Origin of the sequence: Limnohabitans sp. DM1, from assembly GCF_001269385.1 — a bacterium.
Taxonomy (GTDB): Bacteria; Pseudomonadota; Gammaproteobacteria; order Burkholderiales; family Burkholderiaceae_C; genus Limnohabitans_A.
The window spans coordinates 1-25316 of record NZ_CXOO01000057.1 but is presented as its reverse complement, the minus strand read 5'-3'; the positions used below and the strand labels follow the sequence as shown (position 1 = coordinate 25316).

At 61.0% G+C, this 25316-nt stretch carries 26 protein-coding genes and 2 pseudogenes; 17 read left to right on the top strand and 11 right to left on the bottom strand.

Translation table 11 applies throughout. The features are described from left to right. Positions 1–33: 33 nt before the first annotated feature. A pseudogene (locus tag AMM33_RS19240) lies at positions 34–687 on the top strand (transposase); the annotation flags it as partial. On the opposite strand, the gene AMM33_RS19235 reads toward AMM33_RS19240, so the two are convergent. Genes AMM33_RS19235 through AMM33_RS19225 form a run of 3 tightly spaced genes read right to left on the bottom strand, consistent with a single transcriptional unit; the run spans position 623 to position 3027 of the window. Next, complete coding sequence (locus AMM33_RS19235; protein ID WP_090142865.1) at positions 623–1318, bottom strand: hypothetical protein; 696 nt, start codon at positions 1316–1318, stop codon at positions 623–625. The pseudogene AMM33_RS19240 and the gene AMM33_RS19235 overlap by 65 nt on opposite strands. Before the next feature lie 9 nt (positions 1319–1327). Beyond that, a complete protein-coding gene (chrA, locus tag AMM33_RS19230; protein ID WP_228768255.1) occupies positions 1328–2647 on the bottom strand; it encodes a chromate efflux transporter in 1320 nt (439 codons plus the stop codon). Next, positions 2644–3027, bottom strand: coding sequence for a hypothetical protein (locus tag AMM33_RS19225; RefSeq protein WP_228768254.1), 384 nt, complete (start codon positions 3025–3027; stop codon positions 2644–2646). The genes chrA and AMM33_RS19225 overlap by 4 nt, the downstream gene beginning before the upstream one ends. Positions 3028–3469: 442 nt before the next feature. On the opposite strand from AMM33_RS19225, the gene AMM33_RS19220 reads away from it, so the two are divergent. From AMM33_RS19220 to AMM33_RS19195, 6 genes and pseudogenes are all read left to right on the top strand, one after another. Further along, positions 3470–3829, top strand: coding sequence for an FCD domain-containing protein (locus AMM33_RS19220; RefSeq protein WP_304438316.1), 360 nt, complete (start codon positions 3470–3472; stop codon positions 3827–3829). Between the two features lie 14 nt (positions 3830–3843). Next, positions 3844–4509: pseudogene (locus AMM33_RS19215) on the top strand (aromatic ring-hydroxylating dioxygenase subunit alpha); the annotation flags it as partial. Then, entirely contained in the window at positions 4506–4814 is a 309-nt protein-coding gene (locus AMM33_RS19210) for a 2Fe-2S iron-sulfur cluster-binding protein (RefSeq protein ID WP_090142862.1), read from the top strand. The pseudogene AMM33_RS19215 and the gene AMM33_RS19210, both read left to right, overlap by 4 nt. 169 nt (positions 4815–4983) lie before the next feature. Further along, a complete protein-coding gene (locus AMM33_RS19205) occupies positions 4984–5934 on the top strand; it encodes an AEC family transporter (protein ID WP_090142861.1) in 951 nt (316 codons plus the stop codon). Positions 5935–6068: 134 nt separating this feature from the next. Then, positions 6069–6950, top strand: a complete 882-nt coding sequence (locus AMM33_RS19200; protein ID WP_090142871.1) for a dienelactone hydrolase family protein — start codon at positions 6069–6071, stop codon at positions 6948–6950. A 71-nt stretch (positions 6951–7021) separates the two neighbouring features. Continuing rightward, positions 7022–7843, top strand: a complete 822-nt coding sequence (locus AMM33_RS19195; RefSeq protein ID WP_090142860.1) for a ZIP family metal transporter — start codon at positions 7022–7024, stop codon at positions 7841–7843. 206 nt (positions 7844–8049) lie between these two features. Here the strand turns inward: AMM33_RS19195 and AMM33_RS19190 are convergent, their stop codons facing one another. Both AMM33_RS19190 and orn read right to left on the bottom strand, forming a co-directional pair. Further along, the gene (locus AMM33_RS19190; RefSeq protein ID WP_090142859.1) at positions 8050–10128 is read right to left on the bottom strand and encodes a DEAD/DEAH box helicase; all 2079 of its coding nucleotides are present in this window, start codon (positions 10126–10128) and stop codon (positions 8050–8052) included. Positions 10129–10390: 262 nt separating this feature from the next. Beyond that, positions 10391–10975: an oligoribonuclease gene (orn, locus tag AMM33_RS19185; RefSeq protein WP_090142870.1), complete on the bottom strand. Its 585-nt coding sequence runs from the start codon at positions 10973–10975 to the stop codon at positions 10391–10393. Positions 10976–11111: 136 nt separating this feature from the next. Here orn and AMM33_RS19180 point away from each other — a divergent pair, with 136 nt between their 5' ends. From AMM33_RS19180 to rsgA, 3 genes are read left to right on the top strand one after another with little or no spacing between them, the layout of a single operon-like run. After that, positions 11112–12371, top strand: a complete 1260-nt coding sequence (locus tag AMM33_RS19180; protein WP_090142858.1) for a M48 family metallopeptidase — start codon at positions 11112–11114, stop codon at positions 12369–12371. After that, positions 12368–12679, top strand: coding sequence for a 4a-hydroxytetrahydrobiopterin dehydratase (locus AMM33_RS19175; RefSeq protein WP_090142857.1), 312 nt, complete (start codon positions 12368–12370; stop codon positions 12677–12679). Before AMM33_RS19180 ends, AMM33_RS19175 begins: the two co-directional genes overlap by 4 nt. A 6-nt stretch (positions 12680–12685) precedes the next feature. After that, a complete protein-coding gene (gene rsgA, locus AMM33_RS19170; protein WP_090142856.1) occupies positions 12686–13678 on the top strand; it encodes a ribosome small subunit-dependent GTPase A in 993 nt (330 codons plus the stop codon). Positions 13679–13756: 78 nt separating this feature from the next. Here rsgA and AMM33_RS19165 read toward each other — a convergent pair whose 3' ends face one another. Together AMM33_RS19165 and AMM33_RS19160 are read right to left on the bottom strand one after the other, a co-directional pair. After that, positions 13757–14722: a CobD/CbiB family protein gene (locus AMM33_RS19165; protein WP_090142855.1), complete on the bottom strand. Its 966-nt coding sequence runs from the start codon at positions 14720–14722 to the stop codon at positions 13757–13759. A 7-nt stretch (positions 14723–14729) separates the two neighbouring features. Further along, on the bottom strand, positions 14730–15464 hold the full coding sequence (locus tag AMM33_RS19160; protein ID WP_090142869.1) for a CoA pyrophosphatase: 735 nt from the start codon (positions 15462–15464) through the stop codon (positions 14730–14732). A gap of 82 nt (positions 15465–15546) precedes the next feature. On the opposite strand from AMM33_RS19160, the gene AMM33_RS19155 reads away from it, so the two are divergent. Further along, positions 15547–16302, top strand: a complete 756-nt coding sequence (locus AMM33_RS19155; RefSeq protein WP_194945584.1) for a MipA/OmpV family protein — start codon at positions 15547–15549, stop codon at positions 16300–16302. A 107-nt stretch (positions 16303–16409) separates the two neighbouring features. Next, on the top strand, positions 16410–17306 hold the full coding sequence (locus AMM33_RS19150) for an NYN domain-containing protein (RefSeq protein WP_090142853.1): 897 nt from the start codon (positions 16410–16412) through the stop codon (positions 17304–17306). 166 nt (positions 17307–17472) lie between these two features. Here AMM33_RS19150 and AMM33_RS19145 read toward each other — a convergent pair whose 3' ends face one another. Next, positions 17473–17874, bottom strand: coding sequence for a 5-fold beta-flower protein (locus AMM33_RS19145; RefSeq protein WP_090142852.1), 402 nt, complete (start codon positions 17872–17874; stop codon positions 17473–17475). Positions 17875–18252: 378 nt separating this feature from the next. Between AMM33_RS19145 and AMM33_RS22160 the strand changes: the two genes are divergently transcribed. The 5 genes from AMM33_RS22160 to AMM33_RS19125 all read left to right on the top strand — a co-directional run bounded on the left by AMM33_RS22160 (position 18253) and on the right by AMM33_RS19125 (position 22327). After that, on the top strand, positions 18253–18396 hold the full coding sequence (locus AMM33_RS22160) for a hypothetical protein (RefSeq protein WP_194945583.1): 144 nt from the start codon (positions 18253–18255) through the stop codon (positions 18394–18396). A gap of 147 nt (positions 18397–18543) precedes the next feature. Then, on the top strand, positions 18544–19299 hold the full coding sequence (locus AMM33_RS22780; RefSeq protein ID WP_369802477.1) for a nucleotidyltransferase domain-containing protein: 756 nt from the start codon (positions 18544–18546) through the stop codon (positions 19297–19299). After that, on the top strand, positions 19299–19730 hold the full coding sequence (locus AMM33_RS19135; protein ID WP_228768253.1) for a HEPN domain-containing protein: 432 nt from the start codon (positions 19299–19301) through the stop codon (positions 19728–19730). The genes AMM33_RS22780 and AMM33_RS19135 overlap by 1 nt, the downstream gene beginning before the upstream one ends. 100 nt (positions 19731–19830) lie before the next feature. Then, positions 19831–20286, top strand: coding sequence for a DUF1810 domain-containing protein (locus tag AMM33_RS19130; protein WP_090142851.1), 456 nt, complete (start codon positions 19831–19833; stop codon positions 20284–20286). Positions 20287–20476: 190 nt separating this feature from the next. Continuing rightward, positions 20477–22327 carry a coiled-coil domain-containing protein gene (locus tag AMM33_RS19125; protein WP_194945582.1) on the top strand — a complete coding sequence of 617 codons (1851 nt, stop codon included), beginning with the start codon at positions 20477–20479 and terminating at the stop codon, positions 22325–22327. 139 nt (positions 22328–22466) lie between these two features. On the opposite strand, the gene AMM33_RS19120 is transcribed toward AMM33_RS19125, so the two are convergent. From AMM33_RS19120 to AMM33_RS19110, 3 genes are all read right to left on the bottom strand, one after another. Next, positions 22467–23522 (bottom strand): alpha/beta fold hydrolase, encoded by a 1056-nt coding sequence (locus AMM33_RS19120; RefSeq protein ID WP_194945581.1) that lies wholly within the window; start codon positions 23520–23522, stop codon positions 22467–22469. Between the two features lie 248 nt (positions 23523–23770). After that, positions 23771–24895: an AAA family ATPase gene (locus tag AMM33_RS19115; protein WP_090142848.1), complete on the bottom strand. Its 1125-nt coding sequence runs from the start codon at positions 24893–24895 to the stop codon at positions 23771–23773. A gap of 51 nt (positions 24896–24946) precedes the next feature. Beyond that, positions 24947–25316, bottom strand: a 370-nt coding sequence (locus AMM33_RS19110; RefSeq protein WP_194945580.1) for an integrase core domain-containing protein, incomplete at its 5' end; no start/stop codon positions are given.

Below are 25316 nucleotides of genomic sequence, written 5' to 3'. Positions count from 1 at the left end.
GGTTTAGGCAAAGCTTAAATGCCTGGCGCARGGCCCAACCAAGTCTGGTCGTGGGACATCACCAAACTCAAGGGTCCAGCCAAATGGACGTGCTTCCATCTCTACGTCATCCTGGACATCTTCAGTCGCTACGTCGTTGGATGGCTGATTGCGCCGCGTGAGAGCGCTGAGCTGGCCCAGCAACTGATTGCCGATACCGTGGCCCGCCACGACGTGATGCCCGGTGCGCTCACGCTGCACGCGGACCGGGGTACCTCTATGCGCTCCAAACCGGTGTTGGTGGACCTGGACGTGGCCAAGAGCCACAGCCGTCCCTACACCTCGGATGACAACCCCTACTCGGAATCCCAATTCAAGACCATGAAATACCGACCCGACTTCCCAGAGCGCTTTGGCAGCATTGAGGACGCCAGATTGCATTGCCAGACATTCTTTGCCTGGTACAACGGGCAGCACTGCCACTCACGAATTGGCCATATGACACCCCACAGCGTGCACTACGGGCTAGCGCAGGCAATGAGGGAGATCAGGCAAGCAACGCTGAATGCGGCATTCGATGCCACACCCAACCGATTCAAGGGGGTCCGCCCTTGCCTAAAACCCATGCCCACAGCGGCCTGGATCAACTCACCGCCAGCGCAAAGGAAGCCGTCTGAAACAGAACAACCCTGCACCGTAAATTTATGAAGCAAGGTGTAGCAAAGTCATTGACACGTTCCGAGGGCAGGCCTTGGCCTGCGGGCGCTTGGTGGCCGCCCAGCATGAATCCGCTGACGGTGGACAGCACGAAGGTGAGCACCAAGCCCACCACGACGCCCCATGCAGTGACGGTCAGGCCTTGAGGGCCACGGGCTGACCCAATCTCCCAGGCCAGCCAGAGCTGTGATGCCGTCAGCCCGACCGCCGCCAGGCCCATCAGTCCAAACATGAAGGCGTGAAACGGGTCGCTGGTGTTGTAGTGCGACGCCTCGCCTTGCGATGCCTGGTAGCTGATGTAGACGACTTCAAACAAAGAGGTGAACAAGATCAACAGGCAGATGCCTTTGTAGGCATCGCCTTGCGCTACAGCGGGATTGGCCCATTCGCTGAGCCACACGGTGGTCCAGACAAACAGGGCGGTGGCGGCCATGAACTTCATGGGCTTGACCCAAATGCCCACATCGCGCAGGGTGCGTGCATCGCCCAGTGACAGCCAATAGGTGAGCCCCAAGGCCAGCCCCATCAAGCCGCCGTAGATCAACAAAGCCTTGGAGGCGAAGGACAGCGTTGTCAGATCAGCCATGGATTCCATGGCCGATGTCCACAAATCATTTTTCATCGCCGTCCTTTATGTCAAAGCTTGGAGCACCCAGCCCACCCCCACACACAGGCCCAGCACCTGCATCACATGGCGCTGCCGGGCGATCAACAGCCACGCCGCCACCGCAGTCAGCGCGATGGCGCTGTAGTCGGGGCTTTGTGGCCAGCCTTGCGGCCACCAGGTGGCGTAGGCAAACACACCGGCCAGGTGCAGCACCACGCCGATCACCGCTGCCGTGATGGCTTGCAGTGGGCCGGCCAACGAGGGCATGTGACGCGTGGCTTCCACCAGCGGGCCACCTGCCAGGATGAACACAAACGAGGGCAAGAAGGTGAACCAGGTCACCACGCAGGCCGCCGCGATGCCGCCCAGCAAAGGGTTGCCCAAAAGCGCCTGGCTGTGCCCGCCGATGAAGCCCACAAAGGCCACCACGATGATCAGTGGCCCCGGTGTGCTTTCGCCCAGGGCCAGGCCGTCCATCATTTGCGTGGCACTCAGCCAGCCGTATTGCATGACGGCCGCTTGCGTCACAAAGGGCAGCACCGCATAAGCGCCGCCAAAGGTCAGCAATGCCGCTTGCGTGAAAAAGCCGCCCATCTGCGTGAGGGTGTGGGCCGTGCCCAGCAGCAGCGCAATGGTGCCCAGGCTCAGCGCCCACAGACCCACGCCCAGCAACAGGGCGCGCACCAGGCGGGCATGGCTGCAATGGGTGTGAGTCGGTTGTGGGGTGTCGTCGTCCAGCCAGGCAGGCGCGTCGGGCGTTGCGCTGGCCGCGCCGTGCGGCGCTGCAGCTGCAGGCCGATGGCGTGCCATGCCATGGCCCAACAAGGCCGCGCCCAAGATGATCCACGGGAAGGACAAGCCCCACAGCGTGCCCAGCAGCGATGCCGCTGCCAGTGCCCACAACCACGGCGCTTTGAGCGTGCGTTTGGCCATGCGGTGCACAGCTTGAAGCACCAGCGCGGTCACGGCGGGCTTGAGGCCCCACAGCAGCGCTTGGCCCCAGGGGTGTTGGCCCCACACGGTGTAGGCCCAGCTGAGCCCGATCAACAGCACCAAACTCGGCAGCACAAACAGGGCACCGGCCGCGATGCCGCCGCGTGTGCCGTGCATGAGCCAGCCGGTGTAGGTGGCCAGTTGCTGGGCTTCTGGGCCGGGCAGCAGCATGCAGTAGTGCAGCGCGTGCAGGTAGCGCTTTTCTGAAATCCAGCGGCGGCGCACCACCAGTTCTTCGTGCATCAGCGCAATCTGCCCCGCCGGGCCGCCAAAGCTGACGCAGCCCAGCCAGAACCAGAATTTGAGGGCCTGCGCAAAGCTGACCGGGGCAGGGCGATGGGGGTGGCTCAAGGCGCGTTCCAGTGTTCTCGAAAGGCTTGGGCAAATGCGGGGGTGCCGCTGATGCTCAGGCTCAGGGTGATCTCGTCGTTTGTCGATGGTTTTGGCGACAGCGCCAGCGTCTGGTCGGCGCTGTTCCAGTGGGCGGTGATCGGGGCGTTGCCACAGCGGATGTGCAGGTCAAAGTCCCAATCCGCGCCGTCTTCGATGGGGCCGGGCGCTTGCGGGCCAAAGCGGTGTGCCCAGGCCAGCAGCTGCGTCACCTCGTGCAGCAGTGCGGGGGTGTGGCGTGCAGCGGGTTGGGCCAGCGCGTCCCAGCAGACCACGCCTTCGCTGTCGTCGCTGCAGTCAAATTCCAGAAATTCCAATGTCATGTGGTGTGTGGATCCCATGCGTCGATTGTCGCTTGCAGGGCAAGCTCCTACGGGGGCGATGTTTGTAGGAGCCAGCCCTGCTGGCGATGCGGGGCGGGGGCTATCGCTTGCAGGGCAAGCTCCTACAGGGGGGGGCTATTTGTGGGAGCCAGCCCTGCTTTCGATGCGGGGCGTGGGCTATCGCTTGCAGGGCAAGCTCCTACAGGGGGGCTGTTTGTGGGAGCCAGCCCTGCTTTCGATGCGGGGCGTGGGCTATCGCTTGCAGGGCAAGCTCCTATAGGGAGGCTGTTTGTGGGAGCCAGCCCTGCTTTTGATGTGGGGCGGGGGCTATCGCTTGAACCCAAATGCTGCCTGTCGCGTTGGATACATAAACGCCGCCGAGCGGGGTGTGCGCCCTGCCTTGATCCAGCAAGCGCGGTTCTGCTTGGAACGAATTGATGCGGTGCTGCAGGCATAGGCCCTGGACGATGAAACGTTTTCGGCCTCTGTTGAGCTGAACGGTCAGTTTCACAAGCAGTTGTCCGTGATGGCCTACAGCGCGGTGTTGGCCCGCGAAATTGAACGGGCATCCAGCTTGCCCTTTGCATCGGCCTCGGGCTTTGTGGGTGTGCATGTGCAGGACCCCCACGCCCGCTACACCCCGGTGGTGGCGCAGCACCAGCACCGGCAGGTGCTGGACGCCATCGAGCGGCGCGAGGCGGGCCGCGACGAGGCCCTCATGCGCGAGCACTCGCGCATTGCGCGGCAAAACATGCAGGTCGCCTTGCGTGACCCTGCCGCACCGGGCACGCCCGGTGTGCAACTCATCAGACCTTCATGAATTCGGGCTTTTTTGAAAATCCCACTTGGACCTATGGCGGCGGGCTCTATCACGTCAAGGCCAATGACCGATTGATGATCGACAACCTGATGGACTTGACACACGAGACCTGTGTGCACGCCAACAGCATCGGCCAGCCCGAGATCGACGAGGCGCCTTGCACCACCATGGTGGAGGGTGATCAGGTTATTTTGCAGCGCCACATGACCGGGATTCAGGCACCGCCGTTTTGGCAAATGGACATGAGCGCCAATGGCCTGGACCCGCAGGCCCAGGTGAACCGTTGGCAAATTTGCCGATTCATCCCCCCCACCCACATCATGATCGACGTGGGCGTGGCTCTGGCAGGTCAGGGTGGTTTTGATGCCGCGCCCGAACGCAAGGCCTACAGCGTGGTGGTGGACTTCATCACCCCCGAGACCGAGACCTCGCACTGGTACCAATGGGGCATGGCACGCCAGTTCAAACCCCATGATGCGGCGCTGACCGACAAAATTCGGGCGGACCAAGGCGGCATCTTCAATGAAGACATGGAGATGCTCCAATTGCAACAAGCCAACATCTGCCAATGGCCAGACCGCAAGCTCTTGATGCCCAACATTTACTCCGATGGTGTGCAATCGCGCCGTATCATCGAACGCTTGCTGGCCTTGGAAAACATTCCCGTCGTCACCGCATGAACACCACAAACTTGACCCAAACACCGCTCAATGCCGATGGCCGTTTTGAAGTGCAGTTGCAAAAGAGCGGCCAAATTTTGCAGGTCAACAAAGACCAGTCCATTTTGAAAGCGCTGCAAGACGCCGGGCATGACGTGCCGTTTTCTTGTGCTGAAGGCATCTGCGGCACTTGCCTGACAAATGTGGTGGCAGGCACACCCGACCATTGGGACAGCTACCTCACCCCCGAAGAGCAAGCCGCCAACGACCAGATGCTGATTTGCTGCTCACGCAGTCAGACAGCAAGACTGGTGCTGGATTTGTGATGCGCAAAGCCTGAGAGCATGCCCTGTTTCAAGCTTCCGGGCGTCATTTTTTCGGCTTGCGCGGCATGACCTCTGCGCCCTCAGCGCTTGCATCGCCAGGCCAAGGCTGGCCATACCATCGGCGACTGCCCATGCATGCGTCGGGCGCAGACACAAACTTGACTGATTCATGAACGCCATTCTTCCAATTTTGGGCATCACTGGCCCGATTTACCTGGTCATTGCGCTGGGCTATGTGTTCACCCGTCAGGGCATGTTTGCCAAGGCCGACATGCAGGTGTTTGGCAAGTTCACCCTCAACCTGGCCTTGCCGGCCTTGCTGTTCAATGCCTTGTCGCAGCGCAGCCTTGGCGACATCCTCAATGCCGACTACTTGCTCGCTTATGCGCTGGGCTCGATGGTGATGATTTTGGGAGGGCTGTTTTGGGCCCGCAAGGTGCTGGGCCACAGCCTGAGCTACAGCAGCATGATGGCCATGGGCATGTCGTGCCCCAACAGTGGTTTTGTGGGCTATCCGATCATCTTGTTGAGCTTTGGTCCCGTGGCCGGTGTGGCGCTGGCGCTGAACATGATCGTGGAAAACCTGCTGCTGATCCCGGTGTTGTTGGCTGTGGCCGATTCAGTAGACGGCCAGCGCGGGCAGTGGAAACAGGTGCTGCGGCAAACGCTCACGAACTTGGCGAAGAACCCCATGATCTGGGGTATCGCCGGTGGGTTTGTGCTTTCCTGGTCGGGCTGGACCCTGCCGGCAGTGCTGGGCCGCACGATCAACCTGTTTGCGCAGGCCAGCGCGGTTTTGTCCTTGTTTGTGATTGGCGGCGCGTTGGTGGGTCTGAAGGTCGAGGGTCTTAAGGGCACGGTGTCCCAAATCGCGGTCGGTAAATTATTTTTGCATCCCCTGGCCATGTGGGCCGTGGTGGCTTGGTTCGTGCCCATTGCCGATCCCGCCTTGCGCTCGGCGGCTTTGCTCACTGGGGCTTTGCCCATGCTGGGCATCTACACGCTTTTGAGTCAGCGCCACGGCCACGGCGCGATCAGCGCTGCTGCCTTGCTGGTGACCACTGTGGGTTCTTTTTTCACCCTCAGTGGCTTGTTGTGGTTGTTGCAGCAACACCCTTGAACCACCGTGGAAATGGTTCATGCCGCCTGGGCTGGCCTGCCCAATTCCCGTTCACAGCAAGATGGCGAGGTCTGTGCAAAGATGCCCCTTTTTTTGACCGAAATCACAGGAGACACACAGTGAACCATGATCTGATGAATGACACGCAGGCCTTGCTGGGAGGCCGCATCGAATCTTCCGGGGCCACCCGCCGCTTGGCCTTGCAAGCGGCTTTGGGCGTGGGCTATGCCGCGGCGGCTGCGCCTGTCATGGCGCAAACGGCCATCAAAACACCAGCTGCCGGGCTGGTCTCGGGCGAGGTGACCATTGATGTCAACGGCTTCAAGATGCCCGCTTACCGCAGCGCCCCTGCTGGCAAAACAGGCTTGCCGGTGGTGCTGGTGATTTCCGAAATTTTTGGCGTGCATGAATACATTGCCGATGTCACACGCCGCCTGGCTCAGGCAGGCTATATGGCGATTGCGCCCGAGTTGTTTGTGCGCCAGGGCGATCCCAGCTCATATGGCGAAATTGCCAAACTGCAAGCGGAGGTGATTTCCAAAGTGCCTGATGCGCAGGTGATGGCTGACCTGGACGCGGCGGTGGCCTGGGCTGGCGCCAACGGCGGCGATACCCAAAAACTGGCCATTACCGGTTTTTGCTGGGGTGGGCGCATTGCGTGGTTGTATGCTGCGCACCAGCCTAAACTCAAAGCCAGCGTGGCCTGGTATGGCCGCTTGGTGGGGGCTGCAACTGCCCAAACGCCTAGTCATCCGCTCGATCTGGTGGACAAGATCAAGGCGCCGGTGCTGGGGCTTTATGGTGCAGCCGATACCGGTATTGCGCTTGACACAGTGGATAAGATGAAAGCAGCCTTGGCCCAAGGCAGTGCCGCAGCCAAAACCAGTGAATTTGTGGTTTATCCTGATGCACCGCACGCATTCCATGCCGACTACCGTCCCAGCTATCGCAAAGCGGCGGCGGAGGACGGTTGGCAGCGATTGCTGACCTGGCTCAAACGTCAGGGCGTGGCCTGATTTTGAAAAAGCAACAGCCGCCCTTCGGGGCGGTTAGTTTGACGTGTGCCTGGTGCACTCCTAGGAAAAAGATGACTTTCTTGGCGATTTTGTTGGGTACTTTGGTCGCGGGCATTGGCAGCGTCTGGCTGGCGGCTTGGTTGAGCTTTGGGGTCATCAGCCGCTACACGCAGCACATGCTCAGCCTGGCTGCAGGCGCTTTGCTGGCGACGGCTTTTTTGCATCTGCTGCCCGAGGCTTTTGAAAGTGGCATCGAAGCGCATGCCTTGTTCATGACCTTGCTCTTGGGCTTGGTGTTCTTCTTTTTGCTCGACAAGGCAGAGTTGTGGCACCACGGGCATGAACACAACCATCATCATGGACACCACTCAGCAGGGCACCCTCATGCTGAAGAAGCTCACCCCAGTCATGTCCATCACACCCACGCCCCAGCCCGAGGCCACGCCGGTCAGTGGGCGGTGTTGGCAGGCGACAGCGTGCATTGTTTTGGCGATGGCATCCTGATTGCCTCTGCCTTCATGGCTGACATGCGTTTAGGCTGGCTGGCGGCGCTGGCCGTGCTGGCCCACGAGGTGCCGCACCACATGGGTGATCTGGTGGTGTTGCGCGAAGGCAGCGGCAACCGTCAGGCGGCGGTGCTCAAAGTGTCCATGGCCGGTGCCATCACGGCCTTGGGCGGTGCAGTGGGTTATGTGCTGGTGGATGCCTTGCACGATGGACTGCCTTATTTTTTGGTGGTGGCCAGCAGCAGTTTCGTTTATGTGGCCTTGGCTGACTTGATTCCTCAACTGCAAAAACGCCTGACGGCCCACGAGACGGCGGCGCAAGTCATGTGGTTGGCGCTGGGCATGGGCATGGTGATGCTGGTCAGTGCTTTTGTGCATACCCACTGATCTGACGGGCGCTCTCACCATCGAGCTTCACATCAGCGCAGACTTCTTGGCTGGGGCGGCACTTGCAGTGCCCGAGGTGTGACTCCACTGATCTCTTCGCCCCTTGGGGATGCACACAAAAAAAGGCCTTGCGCGTGAGCGCAAGGCCTTTTGACTGAAGCAGAGTGTCAACGAACGGGGCTGTGTAAAGCCCAGCCAGTCCCATCTCAGCCGCGTGTGATTTTCAGCACGCGTGTGCCGCCACGCTTGCCTGCAGGGCCTTCGCCTGCGGCGTGGGGTTTGAAGTTGCCGGCGCCAAACTGCTTGGGGCCGCGGGCGAACTTGTCACCGGCTGCGCCGCGTGGGGCAGGGCGGGCGGCATTGCGGTTGTCACCACCACGGTCTTCCCAGCGGCCGCCTTGACGTGGACCGTCCTGGCGGGCGTCTTGGCGCGGGGCAGGGCGGCTGTCGCCTTTGTCCCAAGGGTGCGCAGGTGCGCCGCGCTGTTCAAAACGGTCACCACCGCCGCGGTGCTCGCCACGGGGGGCGTCAAAACGGCCGCCGTCTTTGCGGGCATCGAAGCGGGGTTCGCTGCGCTGCTCAAAGCGGGGCTGCTCGTCGCGGAAATTGCCACGCGGGGCGCGGTTGTCAAAGCCACCGCCATCGCGGTCACGGTTGCCACCAAAGTCACGGCCACCCGCTGGGCGACCACCACGGAAGCCACCGCCAGCGTTGGCGTAATTGCGCTCGCCGCCAAAACGGTCACCGCCACGGCCCATGGGCTTGCGGGCTTCGGGCATGCGAACTTTGGGCTCGAGGCCTGGAATCACTTCGGCCTTGAAGGGCTGGCGAGTGTAGGACTCGATGTCACCGATTTTGCGGCGGTCACGGATTTCGGCAAAGGTCACGGCCAGGCCATCGCGGCCAGCGCGGCCTGTGCGGCCAATGCGGTGGGTGTAGTCCTCGGCCTTCATCGGCAAGCCGAAGTTGAAGACGTGGGTGATGGTGGGCACGTCAATGCCGCGAGCGGCCACGTCGGTGGCGACCAAAATCTGGACTTGGCCATTGCGCAGCGCCATCAGGCGGCGGTTGCGCATGCCCTGGCTCAGGGCGCCGTGCAGGGCCACAGCCGAGAAGCCGTCTTGCTGCAGGTCAGCGGCCAAGCCGTCGCACTCGATTTGGGTGCTGGAGAACACGATGGCCTGGTCGATCGTGGCGTCACGCAACCAGTGGTCGAGCATCTGGCGCTTGTGTTGGGCGTTGTCGGCCCAAAACAGCACCTGCTTGATGTTGTTGTGCTTTTCCTGGGGGTTGTCAATCTGAATTTTCTGGACCGAGGAACCGCCGTCGTGCATCACGCGCATGGCCAGTTGCTGAATGCGTGGCGCAAAAGTGGCGCTGAACATCATGGTCTGGCGGCGCTGGCTGGTCATGTCGTTGATGTCGGCCAAGTCGTCCGAGAAGCCCAAGTCGAGCATGCGGTCGGCTTCGTCCACCACCAAAAACTGCACCTGGTCCAACTTGATTTGCATGGAGCGTTGCAGGTCGAGCAAACGGCCTGGGGTGGCCACAACCAAGTTGGCGTTTTGCAGCTTGGCAATTTGCAGCTGGTAAGGAATGCCGCCGACCACGTTGGCCACGCGCAGACCGCGTGTGTGCTTGACCAGCTCAATGGCGTCTTGCGCCACCTGCTGGGCCAACTCGCGTGTGGGGCACAAGATCAGGGCACCGGGCGTCGGGGCCTTGAAGTTGCGTGGGTTGGTGGGGTCTTTGCGCTTGGCACGCTTGGGGGCGGGCTCGCCCTTGGCGGCCGCGTCGGCGCAGGCTTGTTCAAACTCGGCGCGTTCAGCGGCTTCCTGTTCGGCCATCTGCTGGATCAGCGTGTGCAGCACGGGCAGCAAGAAGGCGGCGGTTTTGCCGCTGCCGGTTTGGCTGGAGACCATCAGGTCGGTGTAGCCATTCGACTTGCCATCCTTGGAGCCACCCGCGGTGGGCAAGGCCAGAGGAATGGCGCGCAATTGGACCGCAGTAGGCTGCGTGTAGCCCAGATCGGCCACGGCTTGCACCAGCTCAGGGGCCAGGCCCAGTTCGATGAAGCCATTGGGCACGTCGGCGACGGATTCCACTTCTTCGGCTGCTTCAGTCGAGACTTCAGCGGCTGGCTCGGGCGTGATTTCGGCTGCAGCGGCGGCCATGATTTCAAGGGCCAAGCTGCTTGCTGCAGGCTGTGCAGTCGACTCGGTGGCCATGGATGTGATTTCGGCAGGCGACAAGTCGCTGTGCACTGGGTTCAAAGTGTCAGTCATGTGTATGTATAAAACTCGCACGGAACAACGACCGTCAACAGAAAGACTGTTGCATAAGGTCTTAGCACCGCAAGGTTGAAAAAACATCAACCATCAAACGGTGCTCGCGAGGGGCGCTTGGCTTGGAGCCTGGCCGCTGTGAGTGACCCTATCGTTGGGTCAAGGCATGAAGGGAGATGTAAGAAATGCTGCATCTGAAATGCAGCAAGCCCGCGATTATGGCACGTCTGCGTATAAATCGCTAGGGTTTTCCCTGAAAAAATCACAAACGGATGAAATGCTCGCGGTAATGCGCCAGTTCGTCGATGGATTCGTGCACATCGGCCAAGGCGGTGTGCTTTTGCTGCTTCTTGAAGTTGGCATACACCTCGGGCTTCCAGCGGCGTGACAGTTCCTTGAGGGTGCTCACATCCAGGTTGCGGTAGTGGAAAAACGCTTCGAGCTTGGGCATGAACTTGACCAGAAAACGTCGGTCCTGGCTGATGGTGTTGCCGCACAGCGGTGAGCTGTTTTTGGGCAGGTACTTTTTCAGAAAGGCCAGGATCTGTTCTTCGGCATCGGCTTCGCTCGTGGTAGAGGCTTTGACCTTGTCGATCAAGCCGCTTTTGCCATGCGTGCCCTTGTTCCACTTGTCCATTTGGTTGAGCAACTCGTCGCTTTGGTGAATGACCAGCACCGGCCCTTCGATGCGCGGTGTGAGGTGGGGCCCGGTCACGATGACGGCGATCTCCAGCAAGCGTTCTTTTTCCGGGTCCAGGCCCGTCATTTCACAATCGATCCAGACCAGGTTTTGGTCGGATTTGGGCAGCTCTGCCGCTTCTTGGGGGGTGGTGTTCACATCAGACATGCGGGGATTGTCGCTGATGCACATGAGCTTCATCGCCCAACGATGGACATGCGCGCATGCATGGATGCTGCCAAGGCCCTGTGGACTCAAGCCCTTGCCAACAACAGCCAGACAAGGCGGCTTCTACAATACGCCGATGAATCCTTCCCTGACTTTGACATTGACGCTGGTGCTCGCTTTGTTGGCGCATGTGGCGCTTAAATTTTGGCTCAATATCCGCCAAGTGCGGCATGTGGCGCGCCACCGAAGCGCGGTGCCGCAAGCCTATGCCGACACCATGAACTTGGTTGACCATCAAAAAGCGGCCGATTACACCCTGGCCAAAGCGCGACTGTCGCAAATCGACATCGCCCTGGATGCCGCGGTGCTGCTGGGCTGGACGCTGCTGGGTGGGCTCGATGCGCTCAACCAGGTGCTGCTGGGCTGGATCGGCCCGGGCATGGCGCAGCAAATCGCGCTGGTGCTGGGCTTCACGCTGGTCGGCGGTCTGATTGGATTGCCCTTGTCGCTCATGCAAACCTTTGGCGTGGAGCAGCGCTTTGGCTTCAACAAGATCACGCCAGCCTTGTGGCTCGCCGACATGCTCAAGGGCCTGGCGCTGGGTTTGGTGTTGGGCTTGCCGCTGCTTTGGGTGGTGCTGTGGCTCATGCAAGCCGGGGGCGCCTGGTGGTGGTTGTGGGCCTGGGGCGTGTTGGTGGGCTGGCAGCTGTTTTTGATGGCGATTGCGCCCAACGTGATCATGCCCCTGTTCAACAAATTCACGCCCCTGGAAGATGAATCGCTCAAAGCCCGCGTACAGGGCCTGATGCAGCGCGCAGGCTTTACCGCCAAAGGTTTTTTCGTGATGGACGGCAGCCGCCGATCGGCGCATTCCAATGCGTTTTTCACAGGCTTTGGGGCCAGCAAGCGCGTGGTCTTTTTCGACACCTTGCTCAAGCAACTGAGCCCGGCCGAAATGGAAGCGGTGCTGGCCCATGAGCTGGGCCACTTCAAGCACAAACACATCGTCAAAATGATGGCGACCAGCTTTGCCATGACGCTGGCGGGCCTGGCGCTGCTGGGCTGGCTGGCGCAGCAAGTCTGGTTTTACACGGGCCTGGGTGTGATGCCGAATTTGTCGGGCAGCAACGATGCGCTGGCACTGGTCTTGTTCATGCTGGTCACGCCCGTGTTCACTTTGTTCTTTGCGCCCGTGTCGTCCTGGCGCTCGCGCCAGCAGGAGTTCGAGGCCGATGCCTATGCCGTGTCGCAAACGCCGGGCAAGGACTTGTCTTCGGCCCTGCTCAAGCTGTATCAAGACAATGCCTCGACCCTCACGCCCGACCCTTGGTATGTGAAGTTTTATTACTCGCACCCACCGGCCAGTGAGCGGTTGCTCAGGATGAAAACCGCATGAGCGCCCCTGAAGTTCGCGCCCTCAAACCCACTGAGGTGATCATGGCGCTGGCACAGGTTCCTGGCTGGGGTCTGTCGGGCGATGGTGAACAGGTGGCGATCGAAAAAAGCTTTGCCTTTGAGCAGCACACACACGCTTTGCTCTTCGTCAACAGCGTGGGCTGGTTGTCTGAAAAGCTCAACCACCACCCCGAGCTGGTGCTGACCTACAAACGTTGCGTGGTGCGCTGGAACACGCACGATGTGCGCGGTTTGAGCCGACTCGATTTTGAGGCCGCGACCCAGACCGACGCTTTGTTACCGGCATGATGCGGCATGAATAAACCCAAAGCGCGCCCGGCCTTGCCCCAGGCCAATGATCTGGAGCCGGGCTTGGTGGTGGCTACCTATGGCCGACATTGCCTGGTCGAGACACCCGAAGGCCGACGCCTGATTTGCCACCCCCGGGGCAAGAAAAACCAGGTGGTGGTGGGCGACCAGGTGCTGTGGCAAATCGCGGGCGACGAGGGCAGCATCGAAAAACTGCAAGAGCGCCGCAACCTGTTTTACCGGCAAGACGAAATCCGCACCAAATCCTTTGCTGCCAATCTGGACCGCGTGCTGATCCTGATCGCGGCCGACCCTGAGTATTCAGAAAGCCAGCTCTCACGCGCCTTGGTGGCGGCCGAGGCAGAGCGCATCACGCCCATCATCGCGCTCAACAAAAGCGACCTGGCCCAGCCTTTTGCCCAAGCCTGGGAGCGCCTGGGCCCCTATCGCGCCATGGGCTACAGCGTCATGCCCATCAGCCTGAGCCCGCGCAGACCGGTGGCCGACGATGGCGTGGCTGCCTTGTGCAAGCATTTGCAGGGCCTGACCACTTTGGTGCTGGGGCCGTCGGGCAGTGGGAAAAGCACGCTGATCAACCGCTTGGTGCCCGATGCGCAGGTGGAAACCGGTGAAATTTCGCTGGCGCTGAATTCGGGTAAACACACCACGACCAGTACGCGTTGGTACTGGGTGCCGGCGCTCGACGGGCTTGCTCAAGAAGGTGCTGCAACTGGCGCTGGTCGCACCGCCTTGATCGATTCACCCGGCTTTCAGGAGTTTGGGCTGCACCACATCGAGCCCACCCGCCTGGCCGACTGCATGCCCGATTTGCGCAAGCATTTGGGCGGCTGCAAGTTCTACAACTGCACGCATTTGCACGAGCCCGGTTGCGCTGTGCTGGCGCAGGTCGAAACCGAGCAGCACCCCGGCACCATCAGCGTGCGGCGGCACCGCATTTATGCGCAGCTGTTTGATGAACTCAGCCAGCAGCGCTGGTGAGGATCAACGTCGGACTCTGCGAGTACCGACCTGCGGAGCACGGTATTTGTAGGTCGGCGGCTTCAGCCCCGACTTGGTTCAGCCCATCAATTTGGCCATGGTCAGCAGAGCGACCAGGACCAACCACATGATGACCGAGCGCCAGACCAGACCGACCACTTGCGCAAAATGCGCCACTTCGGGCGCACGCCCCGGGGTGCTGCTGCCGCCTGCGCTGTCGGCGTTTTCGGCTTCGGTGTTGCTGGGTTGCAATGCTGCGCCGCCCAAACGGATGTTGATGGCACCCGCCGTGGCCGCCAGGATGACGCCGTCGTTGTCTTCCGGGAAGTTTTGCGCATGGTTGCGCCAGCCGTCCATGGCGTCCTCGAAGCTGCCCACAATGGCAAAACCCAGGGCCGTCATGCGTGAGGGCAGCCAATCCATGGCTCGCCAGGCGCGAGAAGATACCGACTGCAAAATGTCACTGACCAGCGAGCCATCGTTCTCCGGGGCATGCCAGCGACGCTGCGCAAATTCGGTCAGGCGATAGACCACGGCGCCGACCGGCCCGAGGCCCACCATGGACAAGGCCGCGTACCAGAAGAAAACCCCAAAGACATGGCGATGCGCCGCGATCATCGAGTACTCGATGACATGGCGCACGATTTCACTGCGGGGCAATTGGCCCACCTGCACTTGTTGCCACTCGGCCAGCAGCTCTCGGGCCTTGGTTTCGTCGCCTTCTTCCAGAGCCTCCCGGATTGCCGTGAAATGGTGGCTGAACTGGCGAAACCCCAGCGTGATGTAAAGCAGCGCCACATTCCATGCGACTGCAAAAAACCAGCCCAAACCCAACTCCAGCAGCCAATGCACCAGCATGGCCACCAAGGCCGGTCCCAGCACGGTGATACCCCAAGTGATCCAGGCCTGGTGCCGCACGCCCGCATCAAAGTTGCGCGCAACCCAAGCCACCCAGCGGTTAGCTGTGGTGTAAACCACATTGCCCGTGTGCAGTGGGCGCGCTTGTTCAAGGACCAAAGCCAGAAGAATTGCAAAAAAACTCATGTCGTCCTCAACCTTCAGGATTGACTGCTAAAAACCGATAAAAATTGCGCAACATCGCTGCAGTTGCACCCCAGATGAAGCGCTCCACCAGCGCCACTTGGCCATCCGGTGTCACACGCGATTCCTGGTAGGGCATGGAAAACCATTGGCGCTGCCCCCCTTGCCAGTCCACTGCATGCAACCGGTGGTGTGTTGGATTCATCAGAAATGCCAACGGCACCTCGAACACATCCGCAACCTCATCCGCATTGGGCGTGAGCACTACCTCGGGAGAAACCAGTCCAATGACGGGTGTGACCAAAAAAGAAGTTCCGGTGATGTAGACCGGCATCTCGCCAATGATTTGCACATGGCGCGGGTCCAGGCCTACCTCTTCTTGTGCCTCGCGCAGTGCGGTGCTGCGGCGGTCGATGTCCTCGGGGTCCACTTTGCCGCCTGGAAACGCGATTTGCCCTGAATGCGTGGACAAATGCGCCGCGCGTTGAGTCAACAACACCGTTGGCCCTGAGGCATGCGTGCCTCGCATGACGATGGGGATCAGCACTGCCGCATGCGTGGGCGAGCGCTTTGAAAACTGGGGTTCACGTTGAACTTCCGGCACCCAAGCGTGCAGCTGAGCAAACCGCGCCTTGAGGGCTTCAGGTTGCAGCTGGGCCCAAGGCACTGCGGGCAGATCGTGGTCGATGCGCGCAATCGGGACTTGGCGGGGGTCAAAAGTCAAAGGTGTAGACACAATGGGTATTTATAACCGACCCAGCGCAGCATCCACCATTCTCGGGCGCCATGAAGGGGCCTTGTTGCACAATATCTTCAGGAGAAATGACATGAAACTCAATTTGCGTGTGGGGTTGCCAGGGCTCATGCTCTGGGGCCTGGGTCAAGGGGTTATGGCTCAAGAGGCCTTCCATGACCGTTTTGTGGGCGAGGCCGGTGGCATGCTGGTGGGCGCGCAGCCCCTGGTCCAGGGCCGCACGGGTTCTGTCACCGCCTTGCCCTATGTGTATGGCGACTGGGGGCGCTTTTTTGCCCGGGTCGACACCCTGGGCATCAAAACCCTGGCTATGGGGCAAGGCCATCTGGAGCTGGCTGCGCGCGTCAGCACCGAAGGCTTCAAGGCCCGCGACTCGGCTTTCCCGGCTGTGGGCGACCGCTCATCGCCTGTGCCCATCGGTGTGGGCACTTTTCAGCGCACCTCGGTCGGCGGCATTTTTGCCTATGCGCTGCACGACTCGAAATCGGACGGGCAGTTGCTGGAGCTGACCTGGGCCGGTCGCGTGCCGCTGGGCGCAGCCACCTTGTACCCGCAGCTGGGGCTGGAGCACCGCACGGCCGCTTATGTGCAGCACCTGTACGGGGTGTCGACCGCGCAAGCCGCAGCCAGCGGTTTGTCGGCCTACCGGGCAGGCGCATCCACAGTGCCGGTGGTCTCGCTCCATGCGGCTGTGCCCCTCAACGGCCCCTGGGCCTTGCAGCTGCAGATGCGTTATCGCCGCTGGGATGACGTCGTGCGCCAAAGCCCCCTGGTCGAGAGAAGCAGCCAGTTGTCCGCTTATGTGGCGCTGACGCATACCTGGAATTGATGAGCGCAGGCCGCGAATCGCCGTGGCCCGTGTACTTGAAGCTTTAAAATGGCAAGCGCTGCGTTTCTTAGCAGCGTTAGTTCACTTTTATTGATTTAGGTTGACCCATGAAGCGCGATTATTTTTCCCAAGGTTCACGTTCTGACCGCCGTTTTGGCGAACAACGCAGCGGCACCTGCATGGCCCTCATTGATGGGCGATTCCTGATCTGGATGGCCCAACAAGGCGCCATGGGCGCAACGGGCGAGTCCGTCAACCGTCAAGGTTTGCTCGGTTTGCTGTCCCAGGCCCTGTCCCATGCGGCGCTCGATGTCGATTTGCGCCGCATTTACTGGTACAGCGACCGCTCGGATGGCCTGGTCATCGACGACCAGATCGTGCGTCTGGTGCAGGCCCACGACGCTGACGGCGGTGCTTCCTTGCTGCGCTCTTTGGGCCATGACCTCAAGCAACTGGCCGAACACCACGCATGCGACCATGTGCTGGTGGCCAGCGATGACGAGCGTTTCCTCGCCACCATTGACGAAGCCCAGCTCAGTGGCCTGAGCGTGCACCTCCTGGCCGACGAATCGGCCCGCAACATGCCCCAAATGGTGCGCACCGATCCGGGTTGGGCTAGGTTGCTGGCCCAGGCCGACCGCCGCGTGGTGGTCAACTCGCAAGCATTGGCCGAAATGCTCCAGGGCAAAACGCCCACCGGCATGGGCCTGGCCGTTGAAGACGTGGAAGAACTGCGCAAATCCATGCATGAAGTCATCAGCGCCTGGTGGGATGAAGAACCCGAAGACCTGCGCGAAGACCTGCGCGATGCCTTGCAAATCAGCCGGGGCATTCCGCAAGAAGTGGACCGCCAGCTGCTCTTGCGCATGCGCCAACGTCTGGCCCGCGCACTGAGCTTGCCCGAGAAAAAAATGCTGCGCGAAACCTTGCGCATCGTCGTCACCGGGCCTGCCGTGGCGCCCGCAATGGTCGGTGACGGCTTGCCGCCAGACACCGACGAGTGACCGCGTCCACTGCCCGCTCAGCCCCCTTGACTGAGCGGCTGACCCAGCGGGCTTTCACCGATACGGCCTTTCGCTTCAGACTTCAAAGGGCAGGGACTGTCTGTGTGTTTTTGCTGTCGCGGCGCGATCATTTGCGGCGGTTGAACGGGCCGACGTGACGGCCTGGTCACATGAAGAAAAAGAAATAGACCACCAACTGCATGCGCCTCAAGCCATCGGCGCGGCCGATCTGCCGTCCTGACGCATCGTAGATCCGCTCGCCGTCCAGGCGGCCCATGGGTGAACCCGAAGCGCTGTAAAGCCGCTCGCCATCCACACGCCCCATTGGCCTGCCCGACGCGTCATACACCCGCTCGCCATCGATGCGCCCCAACGGCCGCCCCGAAGCGTCATAGACACGCGTGCCGTCTAGCCGCCCGATCTGCTGGCCCGATGCGCTGTAAAACCGCTCGGCATCGACCCGGCCCAACTGACGGCCACTGCTGTCGTACATGCGCTGGGCAAAGGCGTTGCCCAGGCCAAAGGCCAAGAGCAGCAGGGCGGCAATAAGTCGGATGGGTTTGTGCATGGGGCTTGCAATGGCAGTTCGCTCGCAATTTACCAAATCCGACCAGGGGGGACTTCAGCGCGTTTTGCTCTTGCCCGAACATCCAGCGCACAGCCCGCAGCGGGCACACCCACTTGCAGCGGAAAAAACAATCGAGGCTTGGGTCATCACATTGGCTGGGCTTGTACCTGTGCGCAGGGGGTGTAGCGTGGGTTGTCTTGCTGTTGATGCATTGGCGTGACCGCCGTGGCAGCCAATCCAGTGCTCTTCTGGCCAGTTGACAAAAGCCTTGGAGTTCGCGTCAGTGTTTTCTGGAGAAGGTGCTTGTGCCCGAGTTGGCCAGCGTGGCCGCTGTGCTGGGCTGGCCTTTAGCGAGTGTGCACAACCCCCTGGTTGGACATGCCAGACCTGTCCCTTGGTCACCTGCATGGGGTGTGGCAAGTCTTTGCGGCCCAACGTCCACCCAACGCCGAGCTGTGGACCTTTGCCCGCGACTGGACCAGCGAATGGGGCACCACCTTTGCCCGTCAGGGCTCTGTTTGAGTGCGCGGCGATGAATGCGCGCCGTGGATGCTGACGCAGGATGCGTGAAAGGAGGAAGAGGGAGGGTAGAAAGGTGAGTTCAAATGGTTTGGGTTATTCGTGGTTTAAATGTGCTTAAATTGTGTTTTTAACGTGTATTAAACGTCCATGCCTGCAGCAGAAGCGATCCCACTCAAAGGGTTTTCCCTTTTTGACACGGTTCCACCAGACCTGATGGGGTTTGGCTTGGGGACTTCGTTCAATGCGAAGTCGGTGCAGGCATTTTTGAGTCTGAAAAAAGAAGAGCTTGCTCGCATTTCAGCGGTGTCGCCCAAGTCGGTGCGCTTTGACGGTGCCATGCCTGATCCTGTGCGTGAGCGCTTGCAAGACATCGCGATCAGCATCAATTGGGTGGCCAAGGTTTTTGGCGGCGACATGGACAAGACCGTGGCCTGGTTTCAGGCACGTAATCCCTTGCTTGACGACATGTCACCCAAAGACATGATTCGTTTGGGGCAGTTTGAGCGCTTGCGCAAATTGATTTTGGTGGCATTGCAAGAAGGGCGCACCGCCCCTGTGGTGCATGCGCACCAGTTGGACTCGGCCACGGCACAGGCGGTGCAGCAGTTTCGCCAACGGATAGTGGCGGACTTTGCTGCCAATGAATTGATTGTGTATGGCAGCCGGGCGCGTGGTGACCACCGCCCAGACAGCGATGCGGATGTGGCTGTTTTGCTGGATGGTCCGCACCAGCGTTTTTTGGACACCAAGTTAAAAATGTCTGATGCGGCTTACGACGTGTTGCTCGACACAGGCATCAACATTTCACCCCTGCCGATTTGGCGGGATGAATGGGAGCATCCAGAGGCGTACAGCAATCCGGCCTTGTTGGCGACCATTGCCCGTGAAGGGTTTCGGGTGTGATGCAGCCCAAGTCTTCCACTTCGTTGATGGGCAAAGCCACACAGGCTGTTGCTTCTGCACGCGTGTTACTCGAGTTGGGGGATGAGGATGGTGCATGCAACCGTGCCTACTACGCGATGTTTGATGCGGCCCAGGCTGCATTGCTGGAGTCAGGCGTACCTGCGCCCGACGCCTTGGGCAAGATGCATCGCGGCTTGATCAATACTTTCAGCGCTTTTCTGGTCAAGGACGGTCCCGTGAGCAAAGAGTTGGGGCGGCAACTCAAACGTGCTGAAGAAATACGTTTGGTCGCAGACTACAACGGTGAATCGCTTGTGCAGGCGGATGCAGCCGAGTTGGTGGTCCAGGCAGCAGCTTTTGTGACAGCGATGCAGGTCTTGTTTTTTGAGCGCAAAGCTGCGCCAGGGGATGCTGTTCAAGCGGGTGACTAGATAACTGGAGCATCAAGAGCCCTGGGGGGCGTGCGTTGCCTGCTTTTGAACATCGACGTTTGAGACCATTTCCGTTTAGCCAAAAGTTCCAAAGCTTGACATGTTGACTGCCGAAAAATTTCTCGCCGCCCAAGCCCCCGTGATGGATGTCGTGATGGCCGAGTTGCGTGCTGGCCGCAAGCGCACGCACTGGATGTGGTTTGTGTTCCCGCAGCTCAAGGCCCTGGGCCGCAGCGCCACGGCGCGGCACTATGGGCTGGACGGCCTGCAGGACGCCCGCGATTGGCTGGCGCACCCGGTGCTGGGGCCACGTTTGCTCGATTGCAGCCGCGCTGTGCTGTTGCATCCGCACGAGCCCATTCTGCGCATCATGGGCTCGCCCGATGACCTCAAGCTGTGCTCGTGCATGACCTTGTTCGAGCAGGCAGACCCCGATCAGCCCCTGTTTGGCGAGGTGCTGCGTGTGTTTTATGGCGGGCAGCGGGATGCGCGGACGCAGGCCTTGTTGGGGGGATGGGCAGGTGATGTGATCTCGAATGGCATGGACAAGGCCTGAAATTTCGAAGCCTGCATTCATGCCATTGGGGTTTGTTCAAGGGGGGTGACAATTTGCCCTCCCTTGCCTTGGGGTACGAGACTGAATCTGGTCAAAAAATGACGCACGCCACACCTGAAGGGCTGTGTGAATGAAGTTTGAATTTCAGACGGACGCTCTGGTGCCAGCGCATGAGAAGATCGTCCGATCCATGAACGCAGAAAACCACTTATTCCCCGCGCCGCAGCCACCCCAAGCACCTGGCCCCCATGGCACTTCGCCCGATTGGGCGGCCATTTGGCAGGGCCTGGAGGCCGAAGTGTTGGACCATTTGAAAAGCGCTGTGCAGGCCATGCCCGACAGTGATTTGGTGGCGGGTGCCAAAAAGTTGCCCGAGCTGATGCAGGGCCTGAAGCAAGACAAGCCCAACACCGATTTGCTGCGCCAACGCGTGCTGGCCAAGATGCAGCTCAAAACGCTGCCGCCTTTGATTTTGGAGTTGCTCAGAAGCGCCACTTTGTCCGAGCCGTTGGTGGCGGTGCTGAGCGACAAGGCGATTGAGCAGGGCCTGGCGGCCTTGATGGAGCGCTTTGGCCGGGTGCCGGTGCTGGCGGCGATGTGGCTAGATGAGCGCGATTCGGTGCGGGCCTTGGCCCAATCGTGCACCCCTGCCCACACCAAACCCAAGCTGGGCAAGCCCAAGACGGAAGAAACTTTCAAGCAGCGATTCAAGCCTTTGCTGACGGTGCTGCAGCCGGTGCTGGCAGATGTGCCCTACGAGCCGCCCACAGCCCGCCCCACCACGCGCCAGATACCCGCCGCAGCGGCGACGCAGCTCCAAAGCCGCGAGCAAGCCGAGCGCGAGATCCGGGCCAGTTCGTTGTTCAAGCAAGTGCAGCGCGAGCGCAACGAGTTGCAGGACGAACGCGATGGCCTGATGCGCCAGCGCAACAAGCTGAGCAAGGACGTGCAGGCACTGGACGAGCAACTCAAGGCAGCGCGTGCGGGGCTGGCCGAGGTGGAGGGCGATTGGCGCGTGCGGGTGGCGCAGGGCATTGCCGATGGGTTGAACAAGCGCATGGCGCCGTGGCTGACGGCCAGTGAGGCCCTGGCCTTGCCGGTGTCACACCAGGCCGATCCGCTGGAGCGTGCTCGGCAATTGCTGGCGCGGCAGACGCAAGAGGACAAGCGTTTCGGTACGCGCAGCGCCGTGGGGCAGCAACTGGCCGAGGCACAGCGCTTGCTGGCGGCGCTGCAAGAGGCGCAGGCCGAGGCTTTGCGGCCTTTGCCTCAGTTGGCCGAGGAACAGCGTGCGCTGGCCACCCACATCGAGGCCTTGCAGGCGCGGCTGGCGCAAAGCTCGATCCAGCCCACGCGTCAGCCCGTTCGGCAACTGGGGCAGGCGCTGCTGGCCATCCACGACATGGACGAGTTGCAGGAGAAAAAACGTCAGGTGGAGCGCAGCATGCTGGCCGAAGCCTGGAGCATGGCCATGTGCCAGCAGGCCTACGATGCGCTGGACAGGCGAGCCATGCAGATTTATGACCTGCACCACCCGGCCACTGGCGTGCACAAAGACGAACACCCGCCCGTCACGCCCAAACAGCATTTTGAGCACGGGCTGCGCCATGCGCGACCGATTCGGCTGATCATCGATGGGCACAACCTGCTGCCCAAGCTCAAACCCTTGATTGGGGCCGAGTATTTTTCTGCCGGACAAGGGCCTAATGCGCGGGCGCGGGCTTTGCTGATCGAGCGGGTGCAGCGCCTGACCGAGTTGCACCCACTGCTCAGCGCCGACATTGTGTTTGATGGCCCGGATGACCAGCACTGGAGCGAGACCGAGAGCTTGTGGGTGTGGTTTTCTGGCGGGCAGGGCAGCGACCGGGCGGACGGCCGGATTTTGGAGGCGCTGCAGGCACAGCTGCATCTGGGGCAGCGTTTTCAGGGTCAAGATGTGGCCTGTTTTGTGGTCACTGAGGACCGGGATTTGCGGCTCAAATCACAGGCCTTGAAGGCCATGGTGGTCTCGCCCCTGGAGATGTGGGCCATGGTGTATTGAGCCTGGTGTGGTGCTTGATGGTGAGGTTCTTGTGAAGACTTGATCCATAAGTCAATCGCACATCTGGCTGCAGGAGCCCACGCTGTAGGCGATGGGCGTGGTGCACACCCCTTTTCAACCCTCCACAGCGAGCGAATTTTCAAGGGCGTTTGGTGCACACCGCGTCTTGCGCTTGTTGCAGGCTTTGCCGCCGAGGCAGTGGGCTTTGCTGCAACCACTGCTCCAGGTCTTGCAGCACTTCGCGGGTTTGCAGTTGGCGCGTCAAGAGGTGCCAGCCTTCGGGATAGACCACAAAGTCCAACGCTGCGCTGGGGGCGCCTGCCGCGTTCAGGTGGGTGAGCCAATCGCACACAGGCGATGACGGGATGATGCGGTCGCGCAGGCCATACAACACCAAGCTGCGCTGCGGCGGCGAGGTGCTGAGGTTTTGGGCGCGGCCCATCAGCTGAGTCACCCCGGCCAGGCTGCTGACGCGGGTGGCTTTGATGAAGAGCGGATCGCGCCCAAGTTCGCGCGAGACCTCGGGGTCATTGGTGGGGGTGATGCCCAGCGACTGCACGCCCCGGCCGGTGAAGATCATGTCGGGGGCCACGGCGTTCATGAATTGCAGGCTGAACCGCTGGTACCAGGGCATGCTGTTCGCGCCCCAGACGGCGGGGGCTTTGAGCACAATGTGGTCGGCCACCAAGCCGGGTGTTTCAGCCGCTGCCATCCACACCAGAGCGCCGCCCATGCTTTCGCCTACGACCGTCAGCGGCAAGCCGGGGTGCCGAACACGCAATTGCGTGGCGATGTGGCGCAGGTCGGCCAGCAGCGTGTCTGTGCCGGGCCAGATGCCAGGCTTTGGGTTGGCCCCAAAGCCACGTTGGTCGTAGGCGTAAACCGTGGCACCGAGTTCACCCGCCAGGTGCTGCGCCAGCGGCTCGAAGGCCTTGCTGTAGTCGTTGAAGCCATGCACGCCCAGCACGATGTGCCGGGGCGTGGGTGTGGCCCAGACCCGTGCGGTCAGGCTTTCGCCACCGGGCAAATCAAAGCGCATGGGCCTGGCCGGCAGCACTTGGGCAGGGGTGATTTTGTCGGCGGTGACAGCCGTACGCGATGGGGGTGTGGGGGCGCTGCAAGCTGCCAAAAGCAGCCAAAGGAGCAAGGCGATCAGGCCTTGGGTGTTGAAGATGCGGGTCGTTAACAGGTTCATCCGAAAGTGCTCCATCGTGAAGGCCCAAGCCGCCAATGAGTCACGGCACCTGCGCTTGGGCATCAAGCCGTGTAAGTCGACGTCATCATTCATTGCACATGGTTTGTCAGTCCATGCCCGCAAGCATTGTTCAGGCGGTTGTGCTTGTAAGGGCTGAGTGCATCTTTGGGGGTGATGCTGTCGCTTGAATATTTTTTGCGGTCCCATCGCTTGAGCGTTTTCTTGCAGTTGGCTAGTCTGGCAAGGTCTCAAGGCGTATCCGATAAGCACTCGGCCAGCGCCCGCGCCGCCCGCTCGCTGAGCACCACGTCCACCCGCATTTGGGCACGGGTGAGGCCGACGAAGAGTTTGCGTTTATCGCGTTCGGTCAGGGTTTCAAAGTCGACTTCGCACAGCACCACGGCGGGGGCGCTTTGGCCTTTGAAGCGGTACAGGCTTTCGGCCATCAGTGGGCCGTCGCTCCACAGCGGGTTGCCAGCGCTGTCGTATTGGCCCGTAAAGCGCTTGGTGGCGTGCCCGCCCAGGCGGTCTTGGCGCAGGGCTTCAGATTGCTGCACGCCCCGGTAACTGATGACGGCCACTTGTTCTGGCGAGTAGCCGCTTTGCCACAGCTGCTGCAGGCATGCGTTCAGTTGGCCTTGTGCGCTGCTTTGGCCTGATTCCCACACATGAAAGTGCGGCAGTTCTCCGGTGTGGGCGCTGCGGGCCAGCACGGGCTCGGGGGTGAGTTGCAGGCGGTTGATCATCTGCACCACGCGTTGGGGGCTTCTGAAGTTGTCCATGCAGCGCACTTGCACGGCGTTGTTCAGCGCAAAGGGTTCGCGCTCGTACAGCTGTTGCTGGCTGTCGCCCATCACATACAGCTGCCCCTCGGGCAGCATGGCTTGCGAGAGGGCGTCGACCCAGGCAGGGTCCAGGTCTTGCGATTCGTCCAGGATGAGCAGGCCCAAGCGGGCAGGCAGGGTGGCGGCGTCTTGCAGGTATTGCTGCGTCATGCGGGCAAACACTTGCGGGTCTGCAAAGTCCAGGGTGTGGCCTTGGCGTTCGGCGTGGTCGCGGCACAGTTGGTGGAAGGTGGTGACTTCGCAGCAGGCCGGGGCCAGGCGGGCCAGGTGGTCGGCCAGTGGGCGGTTAAAGCACACATAGCGCGCTTTGTGGCCTTGGGTCACGGCTTGGCGCAGCAGGGTCAGGGCCAGCTGTGTTTTGCCCGAGCCTGCGGTGGCCTCGATTTGGTAAAGCTGGTCGGCGTGGCTGATGCGGGGCACCCAGCTGGCCAGGCCGCTGGCCAGTTGGGTGGTGGCGTGTTGCACTTGCCCAATGTGCGTGGCCACGTCGGGCTGTACGTCAAAGCGGTTGGCCAAGAAGTCCAGCACGCGTTGGCGTTGGTCGGCCGGAACGTGTCAATGACTTTGCTACACCTTGCTTCATAAATTTACGGTGCAGGGTTGTTCTGTTTCAGACGGCTTCCTTTGCGCTGGCGGTGAGTTGATCCAGGCCGCTGTGGGCATGGGTTTTAGGCAAGGGCGGACCCCCTTGAATCGGTTGGGTGTGGCATCGAATGCCGCATTCAGCGTTGCTTGCCTGATCTCCCTCATTGCCTGCGCTAGCCCGTAGTGCACGCTGTGGGGTGTCATATGGCCAATTCCTGAGTGGCAGTGCTGCCCGTTGTACCAGGCAAAGAATGTCTGGCAATGCAATCTGGCGTCCTCAATGCTGCCAAAGCGCTCTGGGAAGTCGGGTCGGTATTTCATGGTCTTGAATTGGGATTCCGAGTAGGGGTTGTCATCCGAGGTG

Coding starts and splice junctions, on each gene's coding strand:
- AMM33_RS19150 (WP_090142853.1), top strand. CDS start 16,410: ATGAAGCGCGATTATTTTTCCCAAGGTTCACGTTCTGACCGCCGTTTT.
- AMM33_RS19155 (WP_194945584.1), top strand. CDS start 15,547: ATGAAACTCAATTTGCGTGTGGGGTTGCCAGGGCTCATGCTCTGGGGC.
- AMM33_RS22160 (WP_194945583.1), top strand. CDS start 18,253: ATGCCAGACCTGTCCCTTGGTCACCTGCATGGGGTGTGGCAAGTCTTT.
- AMM33_RS19175 (WP_090142857.1), top strand. CDS start 12,368: ATGAGCGCCCCTGAAGTTCGCGCCCTCAAACCCACTGAGGTGATCATG.
- AMM33_RS19120 (WP_194945581.1), bottom strand. CDS start 23,522: ATGAACCTGTTAACGACCCGCATCTTCAACACCCAAGGCCTGATCGCC.
- AMM33_RS19210 (WP_090142862.1), top strand. CDS start 4,506: ATGAACACCACAAACTTGACCCAAACACCGCTCAATGCCGATGGCCGT.
- orn (WP_090142870.1), bottom strand. CDS start 10,975: ATGTCTGATGTGAACACCACCCCCCAAGAAGCGGCAGAGCTGCCCAAA.
- AMM33_RS19200 (WP_090142871.1), top strand. CDS start 6,069: ATGAATGACACGCAGGCCTTGCTGGGAGGCCGCATCGAATCTTCCGGG.
- AMM33_RS19235 (WP_090142865.1), bottom strand. CDS start 1,318: ATGAAAAATGATTTGTGGACATCGGCCATGGAATCCATGGCTGATCTG.
- AMM33_RS19125 (WP_194945582.1), top strand. CDS start 20,477: ATGAACGCAGAAAACCACTTATTCCCCGCGCCGCAGCCACCCCAAGCA.
- AMM33_RS19225 (WP_228768254.1), bottom strand. CDS start 3,027: ATGGGATCCACACACCACATGACATTGGAATTTCTGGAATTTGACTGC.
- AMM33_RS19165 (WP_090142855.1), bottom strand. CDS start 14,722: ATGAGTTTTTTTGCAATTCTTCTGGCTTTGGTCCTTGAACAAGCGCGC.
- rsgA (WP_090142856.1), top strand. CDS start 12,686: ATGAATAAACCCAAAGCGCGCCCGGCCTTGCCCCAGGCCAATGATCTG.
- AMM33_RS19195 (WP_090142860.1), top strand. CDS start 7,022: ATGACTTTCTTGGCGATTTTGTTGGGTACTTTGGTCGCGGGCATTGGC.
- AMM33_RS19135 (WP_228768253.1), top strand. CDS start 19,299: ATGCAGCCCAAGTCTTCCACTTCGTTGATGGGCAAAGCCACACAGGCT.
- AMM33_RS19180 (WP_090142858.1), top strand. CDS start 11,112: ATGAATCCTTCCCTGACTTTGACATTGACGCTGGTGCTCGCTTTGTTG.
- AMM33_RS19130 (WP_090142851.1), top strand. CDS start 19,831: ATGTTGACTGCCGAAAAATTTCTCGCCGCCCAAGCCCCCGTGATGGAT.
- AMM33_RS19205 (WP_090142861.1), top strand. CDS start 4,984: ATGAACGCCATTCTTCCAATTTTGGGCATCACTGGCCCGATTTACCTG.
- AMM33_RS22780 (WP_369802477.1), top strand. CDS start 18,544: ATGCCTGCAGCAGAAGCGATCCCACTCAAAGGGTTTTCCCTTTTTGAC.
- AMM33_RS19190 (WP_090142859.1), bottom strand. CDS start 10,128: ATGACTGACACTTTGAACCCAGTGCACAGCGACTTGTCGCCTGCCGAA.
- AMM33_RS19145 (WP_090142852.1), bottom strand. CDS start 17,874: ATGCACAAACCCATCCGACTTATTGCCGCCCTGCTGCTCTTGGCCTTT.